Origin of the sequence: Pseudomonas citrullilanati (assembly GCF_030580855.1) — a bacterium.
In the GTDB taxonomy this organism is placed as follows: Bacteria; Pseudomonadota; Gammaproteobacteria; order Pseudomonadales; family Pseudomonadaceae; genus Aquipseudomonas; species Aquipseudomonas citrulli.
In genome coordinates, this window is sequence record NZ_JAUQOP010000030.1 from 65,027 (window position 1) to 80,943 (window position 15,917).

Annotated in this window: 16 protein-coding genes; 7 read left to right on the forward strand and 9 right to left on the reverse strand. The window is 64.4% G+C overall.

Translation table 11 applies throughout. The annotated features are described in order from the left end of the window. The first annotated feature begins 94 nt into the window (after positions 1-94). The 4 genes from dinG (at position 95) to pdxH (ending at position 5,429) form a co-directional block, all read left to right on the forward strand. Positions 95-2,239: an ATP-dependent DNA helicase DinG gene (dinG, locus tag Q6A48_RS18910; protein WP_304555740.1), complete on the forward strand. Its 2,145-nt coding sequence runs from the start codon at positions 95-97 to the stop codon at positions 2,237-2,239. A gap of 140 nt (positions 2,240-2,379) precedes the next feature. Beyond that, positions 2,380-3,525 carry a serine hydrolase domain-containing protein gene (locus Q6A48_RS18915; protein WP_304555741.1) on the forward strand — a complete coding sequence of 382 codons (1,146 nt, stop codon included), beginning with the start codon at positions 2,380-2,382 and terminating at the stop codon, positions 3,523-3,525. Between the two features lie 119 nt (positions 3,526-3,644). Further along, positions 3,645-4,757, forward strand: coding sequence for an OmpA family protein (locus tag Q6A48_RS18920; RefSeq protein ID WP_304555742.1), 1,113 nt, complete (start codon positions 3,645-3,647; stop codon positions 4,755-4,757). A gap of 24 nt (positions 4,758-4,781) precedes the next feature. Further along, the gene (gene pdxH / locus Q6A48_RS18925; RefSeq protein ID WP_304555743.1) at positions 4,782-5,429 is read left to right on the forward strand and encodes a pyridoxamine 5'-phosphate oxidase; all 648 of its coding nucleotides are present in this window, start codon (positions 4,782-4,784) and stop codon (positions 5,427-5,429) included. Here the strand turns inward: pdxH and Q6A48_RS18930 are convergent. Next, entirely contained in the window at positions 5,377-5,661 is a 285-nt protein-coding gene (locus Q6A48_RS18930; protein ID WP_304555744.1) for a hypothetical protein, read from the reverse strand. The genes pdxH and Q6A48_RS18930 overlap by 53 nt on opposite strands. Before the next feature lie 169 nt (positions 5,662-5,830). On the opposite strand from Q6A48_RS18930, the gene Q6A48_RS18935 reads away from it, so the two are divergent. Next, on the forward strand, positions 5,831-6,295 hold the full coding sequence (locus tag Q6A48_RS18935; RefSeq protein WP_041021792.1) for an outer membrane lipoprotein: 465 nt from the start codon (positions 5,831-5,833) through the stop codon (positions 6,293-6,295). A gap of 183 nt (positions 6,296-6,478) precedes the next feature. Here the strand turns inward: Q6A48_RS18935 and nhaA are convergent, their stop codons facing one another. After that, the gene (gene nhaA / locus Q6A48_RS18940; RefSeq protein ID WP_304555746.1) at positions 6,479-7,672 is read right to left on the reverse strand and encodes a Na+/H+ antiporter NhaA; all 1,194 of its coding nucleotides are present in this window, start codon (positions 7,670-7,672) and stop codon (positions 6,479-6,481) included. Positions 7,673-7,939: 267 nt separating this feature from the next. On the opposite strand from nhaA, the gene Q6A48_RS18945 reads away from it, so the two are divergent. After that, positions 7,940-9,034, forward strand: coding sequence for a PLP-dependent cysteine synthase family protein (locus tag Q6A48_RS18945; RefSeq protein ID WP_304555747.1), 1,095 nt, complete (start codon positions 7,940-7,942; stop codon positions 9,032-9,034). 114 nt (positions 9,035-9,148) lie between these two features. On the opposite strand, the gene Q6A48_RS18950 is transcribed toward Q6A48_RS18945, so the two are convergent. The 3 genes from Q6A48_RS18950 to Q6A48_RS18960 all read right to left on the reverse strand — a co-directional run bounded on the left by Q6A48_RS18950 (position 9,149) and on the right by Q6A48_RS18960 (position 12,203). Then, on the reverse strand, positions 9,149-10,762 hold the full coding sequence (locus Q6A48_RS18950; protein WP_304555748.1) for an NAD(P)/FAD-dependent oxidoreductase: 1,614 nt from the start codon (positions 10,760-10,762) through the stop codon (positions 9,149-9,151). An 87-nt stretch (positions 10,763-10,849) separates the two neighbouring features. Further along, on the reverse strand, positions 10,850-11,524 hold the full coding sequence (locus Q6A48_RS18955) for a COG3650 family protein (RefSeq protein ID WP_304555749.1): 675 nt from the start codon (positions 11,522-11,524) through the stop codon (positions 10,850-10,852). 79 nt (positions 11,525-11,603) lie between these two features. Further along, positions 11,604-12,203: a short chain dehydrogenase gene (locus Q6A48_RS18960; RefSeq protein ID WP_304555750.1), complete on the reverse strand. Its 600-nt coding sequence runs from the start codon at positions 12,201-12,203 to the stop codon at positions 11,604-11,606. Positions 12,204-12,308: 105 nt separating this feature from the next. On the opposite strand from Q6A48_RS18960, the gene Q6A48_RS18965 reads away from it, so the two are divergent. Beyond that, entirely contained in the window at positions 12,309-13,223 is a 915-nt protein-coding gene (locus Q6A48_RS18965; RefSeq protein ID WP_304555752.1) for a LysR family transcriptional regulator, read from the forward strand. 4 nt (positions 13,224-13,227) lie between these two features. On the opposite strand, the gene Q6A48_RS18970 is transcribed toward Q6A48_RS18965, so the two are convergent. From Q6A48_RS18970 to Q6A48_RS18985, 4 genes are read right to left on the reverse strand one after another with little or no spacing between them, the layout of a single operon-like run. Continuing rightward, on the reverse strand, positions 13,228-13,701 hold the full coding sequence (locus tag Q6A48_RS18970) for a DoxX family protein (RefSeq protein ID WP_304555753.1): 474 nt from the start codon (positions 13,699-13,701) through the stop codon (positions 13,228-13,230). After that, a complete protein-coding gene (locus Q6A48_RS18975) occupies positions 13,698-14,459 on the reverse strand; it encodes an HvfC/BufC N-terminal domain-containing protein (RefSeq protein WP_304555754.1) in 762 nt (253 codons plus the stop codon). Before Q6A48_RS18975 ends, Q6A48_RS18970 begins: the two co-directional genes overlap by 4 nt. After that, positions 14,456-15,343: an MNIO family bufferin maturase gene (bufB, locus tag Q6A48_RS18980; RefSeq protein ID WP_304555755.1), complete on the reverse strand. Its 888-nt coding sequence runs from the start codon at positions 15,341-15,343 to the stop codon at positions 14,456-14,458. Before bufB ends, Q6A48_RS18975 begins: the two co-directional genes overlap by 4 nt. Positions 15,344-15,368: 25 nt before the next feature. Next, positions 15,369-15,674: a BufA1 family periplasmic bufferin-type metallophore gene (locus tag Q6A48_RS18985; RefSeq protein ID WP_304555756.1), complete on the reverse strand. Its 306-nt coding sequence runs from the start codon at positions 15,672-15,674 to the stop codon at positions 15,369-15,371. Positions 15,675-15,917: the final 243 nt, after the last annotated feature.

The window sequence follows — 15,917 nt, forward strand, 5'->3', positions numbered from 1 at the left end:
TACTCCGTTCTGCGCAGGATTCATTAGCGGGGTATGATAGCCGCCGATCCGAACCACTGAAAATTTATCCAGCGTTTCCAGCGCCCGACCATTCATGATCAGCACCGAACTCAAAACCACGATCCAGGGCGCCTATTCGCGTTTTCTCGAAGCCAAGAGCCTGAAACCGCGATACGGCCAGCGCCTGATGATCGCCGAAGTGGCGAAAGTCCTCGGCGATATCGACACCGACGACGAAGGCCGGCGCAATGGCGAGCCCGCCGTCGTGGCGGTGGAGGCCGGCACCGGTACCGGCAAGACCGTGGCCTACAGCCTGGCGGCGATTCCCAGCGCCAAGGCTGCCGGCAAGCGCCTGGTGATCGCCACGGCCACCGTCGCCCTGCAGGAGCAGATCGTCTACAAGGACCTGCCCGACCTGATGCGCAACAGCGGGCTGAGCTTCACCTTCGCCCTGGCCAAGGGCCGTGGGCGCTACATGTGCCTGTCCAAGCTCGACATGCTGCTCCAGGAAGGCCAGGCGCAGACCGCCACGGCCCAGTTGTTCGAGGAAGAAGGCTTCAAGATCGAGGTCGACGAGGCCAGCCAGAAGCTGTTCACCAGCATGATCGAGAAACTCGCCGGCAATAAGTGGGACGGCGACCGCGACAGTTGGTCCACCGCGCTGGAAGACGCCGATTGGGCCCGCCTGACCACCGATCACAGCCAGTGCACCAATCGCCATTGCCCGAACTTCGGTCAGTGCGCCTTCTACAAGGCCCGCGAAGGCATGGGCAAGGTCGATGTGATCGTCACCAACCACGACATGGTCCTGGCCGACCTGGCCCTGGGCGGTGGCGCGGTGCTGCCGGACCCGCGGGACACGATCTACGTGTTCGACGAAGGCCATCACCTGCCGGACAAGGCCATCGGTCATTTCGCCCATTACACCCGGTTGCGTTCCACCGCCGACTGGCTGGAAACCACCGCCAAGAACCTCACCAAGCTGTTGGCCCAGCATCCCTTGCCCGGCGACCTGGGCAAGCTGATCGAGCAGGTGCCCGAGCTGGCGCGGGAAATCAAGACGAACCAGCAGTTCATGTTCACCGCCTGCGAGCAGGTGGCCGACTTCAAGCCGGGCGAAGACGTCGAGGGCCGCGAGCGACCCCGCCACCGGTTCGTCGGTGGAGTGATCCCCGAGCACATGCGCGAAATGGGCATCGAGCTCAAGAAAGGCTTCGCGCGCCTGACCGACCTGTTCACCCGCCTGACCGACCTGCTCAAGGAAGGCATGGACGGCGAAGTGAATATCGGCATCGCCAGCAACCAGGCCGAGGAATGGTACCCATTGTTCGGCAGCCTGTTGTCGCGGTCCCAGGGCAACTGGGAGCTATGGACGGCCTTCACCGTCGAGGACCCGGAAGACAACCCGCCGATGGCGCGCTGGCTGACCCTGGCCGAAAGCGGCTCGCTGTTCGACATCGAGGTCAACGCCAGCCCGATCCTGGCGGCGGACATGCTGCGGCGCAACCTGTGGAACGTCGCCTATGGCGCGCTGGTGACTTCCGCCACGCTGACGGCCCTGGGCACGTTCGACCGCTTCCGCATGCGTGCCGGGCTGCCCAAGAAAGCTGTGACCGCCGTGGTCCCGAGCCCTTTCCACCATGCCGATGCCGGCGTGTTGCGGGTGCCGGACCTCAACGCCGACCCACGGGATGCCGCCGGCCATACCGCTGCGATCATCCGCGACCTGCCGGAGCTGGTGGAAGGCTCGCGCGGCACCCTGGTGCTGTTTTCCTCGCGCAAGCAAATGCAGGACGTGTTCGACGGTCTTGACCGTGATTGGCGCAAGCAGGTGTTCATTCAGGGCAACCTGTCGAAGCAGGAAACCCTGAACAAGCACAAGGCCCGGGTCGACGGCGGGGACTCCAGCGTGTTGTTCGGCCTGGCCAGTTTTGCCGAGGGTGTCGACTTGCCGGGGGCGTATTGCGAACACGTGGTGATCGCCAAGATTCCGTTCTCGGTGCCCGACGATCCGGTGGAAGCCGCGCTGGCCGAGTGGATCGAGGCCCGGGGCGGCAACCCGTTCATGGAGATCTCCGTGCCGGATGCGTCGCTGAAACTGGTCCAGGCCTGTGGCCGGCTGCTGCGCACCGAGGAAGACCGCGGGACCATCACCTTGCTTGACCGCAGGCTGGTGACCCAGCGTTATGGCAAGGCGATCCTGAATGCGCTGCCGCCATTTCGGCGGGAAATTTCCTGAGGCCGGGCGGCAAGGTGCTCTAGAGACAGCCTTCTCCAGGCGCGGGCGAACTGCCAGCCGTCCCGTGGTGGTTCCCAAAACCGCCAATGGCTGAAACAATGCGGCCACGTGAGAAAGCCTTTGTTTCGAGGGAGTTGCGGGTGCACATTCAAGGTCATTATGAACTTCAGTTCGAAGCCGTGCGTGAAGCCTTCGCGGCGCTGTTCGACGATCCTCAGGAGCGCGGCGCGGCGTTGTGCATCCAGGTCGGTGGCCGGACGGTGATCGACCTGTGGGCCGGCACGGCGGACAAGGACGGCCATGAGGCCTGGCACAGCGACACCCTCGCCAATCTGTTTTCCTGCACCAAGACCTTCACCGCCGTCGCCGCCCTGCAATTGGTGGCTGAAGGCAAGTTGCAACTGGACGCCCCGGTCGCGCGCTACTGGCCGGAGTTCGCCGCCGCCGGCAAAGGCGCCATCACCCTGCGCCAACTGCTCTGTCATCAGGCCGGCCTGCCGGCCCTGCGCGAACTGTTGCCGCCCGAGGCGCTGTATGACTGGCAAGCCATGGTCGATGCCCTGGCCGCCGAAAGCCCCTGGTGGACGCCCGGCGAAGGGCACGGCTACGCCGCGATCACCTACGGTTGGCTGGTCGGCGAGCTGTTGCGCAGGGCGGACGGTCGTGGCCCGGGGGAGTCCATCGTGGCCCGGGTGGCCAAGCCGTTGGGCCTGGATTTCCACGTGGGGCTGGCCGATGCCGAATTCCATCGCGTGGCCCACATCGCCCGCGGCAAGGGTAACGTCGGCGACGCGGCGGCCCAGCGCCTGCTGCAAGTGACGATGCGCGAACCCACGGCCATGACCACGCGGGCCTTCACCAATCCGCCGTCGATCATGACCAGCACCAACAAGCCGGAATGGCGGCGCATGCAGCAACCCGCCGCCAACGGCCATGGCAATGCCCGCAGCGTGGCCGGTTTTTATGCCGGCCTGCTGGACGGCAGCCTGCTGGAAGGGGAAATGCTCGATGAGCTGACTCGCCAGCACAGCTTCGGCGACGACAAGACATTGCTGACCCAGACCCGTTTCGGCCTGGGTTGCATGCTGGACCAGCCAGACGTGGCGAACGCGACCTTCGGCCTCGGGCCACGGGCGTTCGGGCATCCGGGGGCAGGCGGCTCCATCGGTTTCGCCGATCCGGAACACGATGTCGCGTTTGGCTTCGTGACCAACACGCTTGGCCCGTACGTGCTGATGGACCCGCGCGCGCAGAACCTGGCAAGGGTCCTTGCCACTTGTCTGTAAAACGCCATTGAAGGCGATGGGCACAGGAACCTCATGCCCTTTTCAGTTTCGAAGCGTCTGTTTATGTGGCCTGGACACGGCCTTCAACTTTTTCATTTACATCATTTTGTGGATATCCAATGTCATCGAATAAAACCCTCGCCCTGGCGCTGTGCTTCGCGATTACCGGTTGCGCACAAACCCCACAAAATGATGCCGAACGCGGTGGCAGCTGGTGGTCGTTCGGCTCCTCCGACAAGGTGGCGGCCAAGGACACCGCGCCCACGGCGCCAGCGGCACCCCTGAAGCCGGCGGCCGCCGCGCCGCAAGCCAAGGCCGAGAGCGCCACGCACTGGTGGTGGCCGTTCTCGTCCGATGACAGCGCCGACGTCGCCGCTAAAGAGCCCGTCAAGTCCGAAGCCAAGGCGCCGGCCACGGTCGCCAAGGCCGAAGCCGAAAGCAACGGCAAGTGGTGGTGGCCATTCGGCGGCAAGGAACAGGAAACCGCCAAGGCCGTGCCGATGCCCGACCCGAAGGTGACCCAGGCCTGGCTCGACGACTACGAGCCGAAGCTGCGCACGGCGATCCAGGACAGCAAGCTCGAGCTTGAGCGTCGCGACAACGTGCTGGTGGTCACCGCGCCGGTGGACAGTTCCTTCAACCCGGATCGTCCGGCCATGCTGCTGCCCGTGACCCTCGGCCCGTTCACCCGGGTGGCGAAGATCCTCGAGGCCGACCCGAAGACCGCCGTGCTGGTGCTGGGCCACGCCGACACTACGGGCGCCGCGCCAGCCAACCTGAAGCTCAGCCAGGAGCGGGCCCAGGCCGTGGCGGCGATTTTCCGTCTCAGTGGCTTGCAACGTGACCGCCTGATGTTGCGCGGCATGGGCGCGGTATCGCCGCGCGCGGCCAACGACAGCGCCGAAGGCCGTGCCTTGAACCGTCGCGTGGAGCTGCTGGTGACACCGCAGAACACCATGGTGGCGCTGCTGAGCAAATACAACATGCCGGCCCCGGCACCCGTGACGATGGTGGCTGCCCAGGATGTGAAGCCTGCTGCCCCGGCACCTGCTCCTGCTGCCAAGAAAGCCGCTGCCCCGGCGACCAAGAAAGCGCCGGCGAAGAAAGCCGCCGCCAAGGCCCCTGCCAAGAAGGCACCGGCCAAGGCCGCGACTCCGGCGAAGAAACCCCAACCGGCCAAAGCCGCCACGGACACCAAGAAAGTCGCGGCCGCCGATACGCCCAAGCAGTGATGGGCCAACCACAAGGAACGCGCCATGACCCAAGCGCTGGCTGATATGCGCCGTGACTACACCCGTGATGGCTTGACCGAGGCCCTGGCCCCGGACGAGCCGTTCGCACTGTTCCACCAATGGTTCGCCGAGGCGGTGAAGACCGAACAGGCGCCGGTGGAAGCCAACGCCATGACCCTGGCGACGGTGGATGCCGATGGTCGTCCCCATTGCCGCGTCCTGCTGCTCAAGGGGCTGGATGCCGAAGGGTTCACGTTCTTCACCAACTACGACAGTGCCAAGGGCCAGCAACTGGCGGCGAATCCCTTCGCGGCCATGACATTTTTCTGGCCGGGCCTGGAGCGCCAGGTGCGCATCGAGGGCAAAGTGGTGAAGGTCACGGCGCAGGAGTCGGATGCCTATTACCAGGTCCGTCCGCTGGGCAGCCGCCTCGGCGCCTGGGCGTCACCCCAGAGCCGGGTGATCGCCGGGCGCGGTGAGCTGGAAGACTTGCTCAAGGCCACCGAGCAGCGCTTCAGTGACAGTCAGCCCGACTGTCCGGAACATTGGGGCGGCTACCGCTTGCTGCCCGAGCGCATCGAATTCTGGCAGGGCCGCCCGAGCCGCCTGCACGATCGCCTCAACTACCGCCTGCAAGGGGCGAACTGGACGCGCGAGCGCCTGGCGCCTTAGCCTCGGCGTACCCTGCCGCGGCGGTTTCCAGCCACCGCGGCAGGTCCCGGCGCTTGATCCCTTGTTCCCGGGCGCTGGCCAATTGTTGCAGCATGTAGCTTTTCTTCTGCTCGTCCTTTCCGGCCAGCGACAGCGCCAGGTCGCGGTCCGCCCAGCGTTTGATCCGCACGTACAGCCACCAGTGGAAGTACAAACCGGCCACGGTGGTAGCGACGATGATGAAGTAATCCATGGAAAATCCCAGGTTGAGGACGCAGGTTTCGGAAATAGGCGCTACTGTTGGGTGAATTTTTCGGGCGCGCCTGTATCCCACCTGAATGAAAGCAATTTTATCCCGGCGAGGCCGTGACAGGCGTCAAGTTGGGGAGTTTAATGAATTCCTGTCTTTTGGAGCTGATGCTATGCGTAAGTCTGTTTTACTGGTTGCTTCCTTTTCCACGATGGCGATGTTGCTCACTGGCTGTCAGTCGAGCCTGACCGGTGACTCCTACTCCCGCGACGAAGCACGTCGCGTGCAGACGATTCGCATGGGCACCATCGAATCCTTGCGTCCGGTCAAGATCGAAGGCACCAAGACCCCTATCGGTGGCGCCGCCGGTGCCGTGGTGGGCGGTGTCGGTGGCAGCGCCGTCGGCGGTGGCCGTGGCAGCATCGTTGCCGCGGTGATCGGCGCCGTGGCCGGCGGCCTGATCGGCTCCGCCACCGAAGAAGGCCTGACCCGTACCCAGGGCGTGGAGATTACCGTTCGCGAAGACGACGGTAGCATGCGTGCCTATGTGCAGCAGGTTCAGGAGAACGAAGTGTTCCGCGTGGGTGAGCGGGTTCGGATTTCCACCGTGGGTGGTACGAGTCGCGTATCGCACTGATTGAGGTTTTCTGATGCGTAAACGGCGCTTGGTCCTGAAGAGGGCAGCGCCGTTTTTTGTTGCCCCTTGTGGGAGCGAGCTTGCTCGCGAAGACGGCGGTCCATTCAACACCGATGCAGGCTGACCCACCGCTATCGCGAGCAGGCTCGCTCCCACTGGCCCTTGGCGGCTGGCGATGTCGGGCTAGCCGTGCCCGGGCATCGAAACGGATTTGCGGCTGGCTGCCGCGGTAATCGCGTAGCCCAGCAACGCCGCCAGGATCGAACCCGTGAGGATGCCCATCCGGTCCATGCCCGCGTAATCACTGACACCCGGCTCGAAGGCCAGGGAGCCGACGAACAGGCTCATGGTGAAGCCGATGCCGCACAGGATCGCCACGCCCAGCACCTGCCCCCAGTTGGCGCCGGCGGGGAGGTTGGCGATGCCGACCTTCACGGCCAGCCAGGTCAGGCCGAACACGCCCACGGTCTTGCCCAGCAGCAGGCCGATCGCGATGCCCATGGGGACGTGGTGGGTGAAGCTTTCGACCGTCACGCCGCTCAGGGACAAGCCGGCGTTGGCGAAGGCGAACAGCGGCAGGATGCCGTAGGCCACCCAGGGATGCAGGGCATGCTCCAGGGTTCGCAGCGGCGAGGTCTCGGCGTTTTTCGTGCGCAGGGGGATGCAGAAGGCCAGGGTCACGCCGGCCAGGGTGGCGTGGACACCGCTCTTGAGCACGCAGACCCACAGGATCAGGCCCACGACCATGTACGGCCCGAGCTTGACCACGCCCATCCGGTTCATCGCCACCAGCACGGCGATGCAGGCGGCTGCCAGCATCAGCGACAAGGTCGACAGGGCGCCGGAGTAGAAGATGGCGATGATGATAATGGCGCCGAGGTCGTCGATGATTGCCAGGGTCATCAGGAACAGCTTGAGCGACACCGGCACACGCTTGCCCAGCAGCGCCAGGACACCAAGCGCGAAGGCGATGTCGGTGGCCGTCGGAATCGCCCAGCCGGCGAGGGCGGGCGGGTTGTCGCGGTTGAGAAACCAGTAGATCAGCGCCGGGACCAGCATGCCGCCAATCGCCGCCGCGCCCGGCAGGACGATTTGCGAAGGTCTCGACAACTGGCCATCGAGGACTTCGCGCTTGACCTCCAGGCCGATCAGCAGGAAGAACATGGCCATCAGGCCGTCGTTGATCCACAACAGCAGCGGCTTGGCGATCTTCAATGCGCCGACCTGGGCGACCACCGGCGTGTCCAGCAGGCCGTTGTACAGCCAGGACAGCGGCGAATTGTTGATGACCAGGGCCAGTATGGCGGCGGCGATCAGCAGCAGGCCACTGGCGGCTTCCAGTTGGAAGAAGCGTGTCAGTGAGTTACGTAGAGCCAAGATTTGCTCTCCATTCATCGATCAAAAAGTCGGCACACCCTAACCCGTACTGTTAGTTGTTAAAACAAAAGTTATATTCTTTTTTGTTATATGACGTTACAAACAGCCGTGCCAGGCGGTCGGGCAGTTACGGCCCATATTGGACCTTAGCTGTACCTGTGCGAGATGTCGGTTTTTTCCTAAGCTGGCGACTGGTTTTTCCGAATCAATCCGTGCCTGCATGACCACGGGGATTTCCCGTGCGAACCGATCCTGTGAGAACACACCATGAACGACCATCGCCAGTGGGCGCGCGAAGCGATCCGCATCATCGAGGCTGACTTCCAGCGCAGCGCCGATACCCACCTGATCCCGCTGCCGTTGCCGGGCCTGCCGGGTATCGAGTTGTACTTCAAGGATGAGTCCAGCCATCCCACTGGCAGCCTCAAGCATCGCCTGGCGCGTTCGCTGTTCCTCTATGCGTTGTGTAACGGCTGGCTCAAGCCCGGGGCGCCGGTGATCGAGGCCTCGAGTGGCTCGACGGCGATTTCCGAGGCGTATTTCGCCAGGCTGCTGGGGCTGCCCTTTATTGCGGTGATGCCGGCGACCACTTCCAGGGAAAAAATCGCACAGATCGCGTTCTACGGCGGCCAGAGTCATCTGGTGGATGATCCTACGCAGATCTACGCCGAATCCGAACGCCTGGCCCGTGAGCACGATGGCCACTTCATCGACCAGTTCACTTATGCCGAGCGGGCAACGGACTGGCGGGCCAATAACAACATTGCCGAATCGATCTTCCAGCAGATGCGGTTCGAGCACTACCCGGAGCCGAGCTGGCTGATCTCCAGCCCTGGCACCGGGGGCACCACGGCCACCCTGGGGCGTTACGTGCGCTATCGCCAGCACGGTACCCGCGTGCTGTGCGCCGATGCCGAGCGTTCGGTGTTCTTCGACTATTACCGCAGCGGCGACGCCAGCCTGCGCCTGGATTGCGGCTCGCGGATCGAGGGCATTGGCCGGCCACGGGTCGAGGCGTCGTTCCTGCCGAAGGTCATCGATGCGATGGTCAAGGTTCCGGATGCCCTGTCGCTGGCGGCCATGCACTACCTGGCCCAGCGCCTGGGACGGCGGGTCGGGGGTTCCAGCGGCACCAACCTGATAGGGGCGCTGATCGCCGCGCGGCAGATGGCGCAAGCGGGCGAGTCGGGCTCGATCGTGGCGATCCTGTGCGACGGCGGCGAGCGTTATGCAACGACTTATTACGATCCGACCTGGCTCAAGGCCCAGGGCTATGAGCTGGACGGGTTGATGACGGTCGTGGCGGCGAGCGTGGAGCGGGGCGAGGCACTGCCGGAGAGTGTGTTGCGGGCGAATATCTGAATCACTGAGGCCCCTGTGGGGGCGGGCTTGCTCGCGAATGCAGTGGATCAGTCAACTTATCAGTGGATGATGTACCGCATTCGCGGGCAAGCCCGCTCCCACAAGGGATGGGTGTCAAGCTTCGAGGCCCAGCATATCCCGCGCCACGGCCTCGGCGATCCGGATACCGTCCACGCCCGCCGAGAGAATCCCGCCCGCGTAACCGGCGCCTTCACCGGCCGGGAACAGGCCTTTGACGTTCAAGCTCTGCAGCGATTCGTCGCGGGTGATGCGCAGCGGCGACGAGGTGCGGGTCTCGATGCCGGTCAGCACGGCGTCATGCAGGGAGTAGCCGCGAATCTGTTTCTCGAACGCCGGCAGGGCTTCGCGGATGGCTTCGATGGCGAAGTCCGGCAGGGCCAGGGCCAGGTCGCCCAGGGAGACGCCGGGCTTGTAGGACGGCTCGACACTGCCCAGGGCCGTCGACGGTTTGCCGGCGATGAAATCGCCCACCAGTTGCGCCGGGGCTTCGTAGTTGCTGCCGCCAAGCACGAACGCGTGGGATTCCAGGCGCTCCTGCAATTCGATGCCGGCCAGCGGGCCGCCCGGATAATCCACCTCCGGGGTGATGCCGACGACGATGCCGGAGTTGGCGTTGCGCTCGTTGCGCGAATACTGGCTCATGCCGTTGGTCACGACGCGGTTCGGCTCGGACGTCGCGGCCACCACGGTGCCCCCCGGGCACATGCAGAAACTGTACACCGAGCGACCATTCCTGGCGTGGTGCACCAGCTTGTAGTCGGCGGCGCCGAGTTTCGGGTGCCCGGCGTACTTGCCCAGGCGCGCGCGGTCGATCAGCGATTGCGGGTGCTCGATCCGGAAACCCACCGAGAACGGCTTGGCTTCCATGTACACGCCACGGTCGTGGAGCATGCGGAAGGTGTCCCGGGCGCTATGGCCGAGGGCCAGGATCACATGCCGGGAGTGGAGGCGTTCACCGCTGGCCAGTTCGACGCCGACCAGTTGGCCGTCCTCGATCAGCACGTCGGTGACCCGCTGCTGGAAGCGCACTTCGCCGCCCAGGGCGCGAATTTCCTCACGCATGTTTTCCACGACGCCCGTCAGGCGGAACGTACCGATGTGCGGTTTGCTGACATAGAGGATTTCTTCCGGCGCGCCGGCCTTGACGAACTCGTGCAGGACCTTGCGGCCAAGGAACTTCGGATCCTTGATCTGGCTGTAGAGCTTGCCATCGGAGAACGTCCCCGCGCCGCCTTCGCCGAATTGCACGTTGGATTCGGGGTTGAGCACGCTTTTGCGCCACAGGCCCCAGGTGTCCTTGGTGCGCTGGCGCACTTCCGGGCCGCGCTCGAGGATGATCGGCTTGAAGCCCATCTGGGCCAGTAGCAGGGCGGCGAAGATCCCGCAGGGACCGAAGCCGACCACGATCGGCCGCTCCTCCAGCCCGGCCGGTGCCTGGCCAACCACTGTGTAGCTGACATCCGGCGCTTCGTTGATGTTGCGATCATCGGCGAACTTGCGCAGAAGGCTGGCTTCGTCGCGCACCGTCAGGTCGATGGTGTAGATGAAGCACAGCTCGGAAGACTTCTTGCGGGCGTCGTAGCTGCGCTTGAACAAGGTGAAATCGAGCAGCTCATCGCTGGCGATGCCCAGGCGCTGCAGGATGGCGGCGCGCAGGTCTTCTTCGGGATGGTCGAGCGGCAGCTTGAGTTCGGTGATTCGTAACATGGCGGGGTCCGGTTCGCGGGGCGCACAACTGCGCCAGGGCGTTCTTCAAACCGGCGATTATAGGCTGCAATGCCTGGCCGCGGTGAATCAGTCGTCGCGAGCACCGCCGAAATAGGCGCAGCCGCGCTGGACCTGGCCGTTGATCCGTACCTCGGCGCTCATGTGCTGGACGCTGCCGGTGACGCTGTCGACGCAGCGCTGCGGCGCGACCCAGAGATCGACTTTCTGGCCGTTGGCTTCGGTGCTGAGGTTGAAACGACCGTCGCCCAATTGTTCCTCGAGGTAGGGCACGGCCAGTGGCGGTTGGCCTTCACGCTCAAGCACCAGGCCCTTGCCGTTGGCCTTCAGGTCCCACTCTGGCCCATGGCCGCTGGCACGCAGGACCAGCCGTTTGAAATTGCCGTCGTCACACGCGCTGCCCGAGCGTTCGAGGCGATAGAGCTGTTCCAGGTCCAACTGGCTGTCGGCCCCCGCCGTTGTGCTGGACACGATGCGGCCGCGCACGTCGGCGAACAGCTTGCCCTGCTTGTCGGCCAGGGTTGCGGCTTGTTGCAGCACGCTGGTGCCGCCGCTGTCGTTGACGATGTAGCGACGCTGTTCCTGGCATGGCTGGAACACCAGCTTGCCATCGGCCGCCGTCAGCTCGCCCTGCAGGCGCGTTTGCCCGGCGTGGGAAACGCTCTGGCGCGGAGCATCGAGCAGTTGGCAGCCAGCGAACAGCGGCAGGAGGGCGATAAACAGCAGGGAGCGGGCGGCACGCATCATTGGGTCTCCAGACAGGTGCCGCCACGTTACTCAGACTGATCCCGCATCACAAGCGGGAGCGTAGGCAAGATGCTATTCAACCCACATGAAAAGTCTGTCCGGTTTGTAGGCCTTCAACACTTTTCGCGTAGGCCAATGCCACGTCTGCGGCCGGCACCGGCTTGTAGCCGCGGAAGTAGGGGGCGTACTTGTCCATCGCCTCCAGCAGCACATTCGGGCTTACCGAGTTGACCCGCAAGCCCCGGGGCAACTCGATGGCCGCCGCGCGGACGAAACTGTCCAGGGCACCGTTGACCAGGGCCGCCGACGCGCCGCTCTTGATCGGGTCGTGGCTGAGGACGCCGGTGGTAAAGGTGAAGGAGGCGCCATCGTTGGCGAACTCACGGCCGATCAGCAGCAGGTTGACCTGGCCCATCAGCTTGTCTTTCAAGCCCAGGGCGAAGCTTTCTTCGGTCATGTCGCCCAAGGGCGCGAAGGTGACATTGCCGGCTGCGCAAACCAGGGCGTCGAAGCGCCCGGTCTTTTCGAACAGGGCGCGGATGGAGGCGCTGTCGCTGATGTCCACCTGCAATTCGCCGCTGTCGCGACCGATACGAACGATGTCGTGGCGGGGCGACAGTTCCTTGTCTATGGCCGAACCGATGGTGCCGTTGGCGCCGATCAACAGGATTTTCATGAGCAGGTCCTCTATGTGTGGGGAAGAGGTTGCAGTCTAGAAGGGTTCCTTCTGGTGATAATCGTGCTAATAAGCAACCTTTGGTTTTCAATTGGAAACAATCCAATGAGCGAGATGGATGACCTGGCGGCGTTCGCCGTGTTGATGGAGGCCGGCAGCTTTACCCTGGCGGCCCAGCAATTGGGCTGTAGCAAGGGCCAGTTGTCCAAGCGCATCAGCTTGTTGGAAAGCCGCTTCAGCGTGGTGTTGCTGCAACGCACCACCCGGCGCTTGAGCCTTACGGCGGCGGGCGCGGCGTTGTTGCCCCAGGCCCAGGCGTTGCTGGTGCAGGTGGAAAAGGCCCGCCAGGCCTTGGCACGGCTGAAGGACGACATCGCCGGGCCGGTGCGCATGACGGTGCCAGTGTCGTTGGGTGAAACCTTCTTCGAAGGTTTGCTGGTGGAATTCGCGCGCACCTACCCCCACGTGCAGATCGAACTGGAGCTCAGCAACGGCTACCGCGACCTGAGCCGCGAGGGTTTCGACCTGGCGATCCGTTCCGACGCCGCCATCGATGAGCGCCTGGTGGCCCGGCCGTTGCTGGCGTGGCATGAAATGACCTGCGCCAGCCCGGCCTATCTCGACCGTCATGGCGAGCCAGACACGCCCCAGGCCCTGGCGGAACACCGCTGCCTGCTCAACAGTCACTACAGCGGCCGGGAGGAATGGTTGTATCACCAGCAACACGAGCTGTTGCGGGTCCGGGTGTCGGGGCCCTTCGCCAGCAACCACTACAGCCTGCTGAAAAAAGCCGCGCTAGCCGGCGCCGGCATTGCCCGGTTGCCGTCGTACCTGCTCCATGAGGAATTGGCTGACGGGCGCTTGCGCCAGATCCTGCGGGATTTTCAGACCCGGCGCATGCCGATGTACCTGGTGCATCCCTACCAAGGCGGGTTGCCCAAGCGGACCCAGGTATTGGCCGACTACTTGATCGATTGGTTCAAGCGCAGCGGCGAAGCACTGGACCGGCTCCAGCCGTGATCCCTCATGCCCAGCGGCGGGCGATCAGGTGGTCGAGGGAAAACGCCCCAGGCCCGCGTGCCATCAGGTAAAGCAGCACGGCGGCCCAGGTGCCATGGGTCGGGTAGGCGTCGGGGTAGACGAAGGCCTGGATGGTCAGGGTCATGCCCAGCAGCGCCAGGGCCGAAAAGCGTGTGGCGAGCCCGAGCAGGATCAGCACCGGGAACACGTGCTCGGCGAATGCCGCCAGGTGGGCGGCGACTTCCGCCGACAACAGCGGCACGTGGTATTCGCTCTCGAACAGCGGCACGGTCGAGTCGGCCAGGTGTGGCCAACCGAGCTGGAACGTACCGTCGATCAGATCGATCGCCAGCCCTTCGACCTTGGTCTGCCCGGATTTCCAGAACACCGCCGCGATGGAAAATCGGGCAATGAAGGCGATCAGGCTGTGGGGGATTCGTTCCAGCAGGGCGATGGCGCGGGTGACGGGGTTGTTCATGGCGAGACCTTGTCGTGATGCAGGCGAGTGATGGCGTTGTGGCTGATCAGCAGTGCCAGGGTGTGTGTGGGGTCGACGTCCGGCACGCCCGCCCAGGCCTGGCCCAGCGCCTGGCCCTCTTGCAGGTGGCGGATGAAGGTGTGTGTCGGATGGTCGATGGCGAACACCTCGACATCGAGACCGTTGCGCAGGACCAGGGCCTGTTGTGGCTGGTGCGGATCGATGCCGGCGAGCGTCGCGCCGGTCTGATGGGCGGCCCAGATCGCCACGACCGCGAAGCCTGACGCGAGCAGCTGCACGGAAGGGTGAAAGGTCACCCGCAACGCGTCCAATGCGTGTGGTTCGGCGAGTGCCTCGACAATCTGCCCGGGGGCTGGCGCTTGGGCGTCAGCGGCGTGGTAGGCCAGCGTGCGCAGCCGTTCCAGCCGGGCCACATCCGCCAGGTACGGCACGGCGAATGCGGGTTCGAAGCCTTCGATAAACTCGGCCAGGCCGGCGCCATAGCGATTCATCAGCGGGCTATCGGGCGCGCAGCCTTGCACGTGGATCGCCGCCATGGCCTGGAAGAATTCGTCGCCCACCAGTTGCCGGACCACCGGGTAGCCGTCCGCCAAGGCATTGATCAATGAGCCCAGGACGTTGTTGCGATACACCGCGAAGCGGCTCGCCGGGTCGGCGCCGTTGGCGCAGCACAAACCGTCCGGGCAGGCCTGCCGAGGGTCGAGCAGCGCCGCGGCGAATGCGGCCTGGCTGCTCATGCCGGCCTCCGCGCGCTGCGCAGCAGTTCGTCGGCCTGGCGGGCTTCGTCCAGCAGGACGCTGAAGGCCGGGACCTGGTTGTCCCGCTCGATCAGGGTCGCCACCGGGCCGATGCGTTCCAGCGCCTGCCGATACAGTGCCCAGACCGCCTGGTCGATGGCCGCGCCATGGTCGTCGATCAGCAAGCGATCGCCCAGGTTGTCGGCATCTTCGGCAAAGCCGGCCAGGTGAATTTCGCCTACCGCGTCCAGCGGCAGCGCATCGAGATAAGCCAGGGGCTCGCGCTGATGATTGACGCAGGACACGTACAGGTTGTTGACGTCCAACAGCAGGCCACAACCCGTGCGACGGATGACGTGGTTGATGAAATCCGGTTCGTCGAGGGTCGAGCGTTGGAACGCCAGGTAGGTCGCCGGATTTTCCAGCAACAGCGGGCGCTTGAGGGTGTCCTGCACCTGTTGGATGTGGGCGCAGACACGGTCCAGTGTTGGCGCGTCGTAGGCCAGGGGCAGCAGGTCGTTGAGAAACACCGGGCCATGGCTGGACCAGGCCAGGTGTTCGGAAAAGGCTTGGGGTTGATAGCGTTCGATCAGTTCGGCGAGGCGCCCCAGATGCGCCTTGTCCAGCTCGCCCTCGGTGCCGATGGACAAGCCGACGCCGTGCAGCGACAGCGGATAGCGTTCGCGGATCAAACCCAGGTAATGAGGGAACGGGCCGCCGGCCACCATGTAGTTTTCGGCGTGGACTTCAAAGAAGCCGATGTCCGGCCTTGAACCGAGCACTTGCTGGAAGTGCCCGGTCTTGAGGCCCAGCCCGGCGCGGGGCGGGAGCCCGACGCAGGCTGCCTGGGTGCCGGAGAAAGCAGGTTCACAAGACATGGTCATGATCGACACCCAGGCGGCCAGGGGATCAGGACTTGGCTTTGAAGGCTTGGAGTTGACCGAAACCGGTCGGCGAGGTCTTGCTCTCGGTGGTCATGCAGGTGCCTTTCGGGACGAGCTTCCAGGCGTTGCCCTGGTAGTCCATCTTGGCGGTGCCGGCACAGGTCGTGCCCGCGCCGGCGGCGCAGTTGTTTTGCCCTTTCATGGCCACGCCAAAGCATTTCTCCATGTTGTCATCCGCCGCGTGGGCGGTCGGCACGGCGGCGACGCTCAATGCGGAGCCGAGGGCCAGGATCAGGGCGGAAGCGGACAGGGTACGGGTGGTAGCGGACATGATGTTTCTCCAGTTCTTCTTGGGAAATGAACCGGCTTCAGCGCCGGTCTGCTGAACTAGAGAAGGGACGTGGGGAAGTGTTACAGCGAATGTCGAATTATTTTGTTCGACGCAAAAAAACGCGAGCTCAAGAGCTTTTGTGGGGGGGGGGGGCCCGCCCCCCCCCCCCCCGCGCCCCCCCCCCCCCCCCCCCGGTGCAGTAAACATCCCCCCCCCCCAAATATTTGTTGGCAAAAAAAAAAC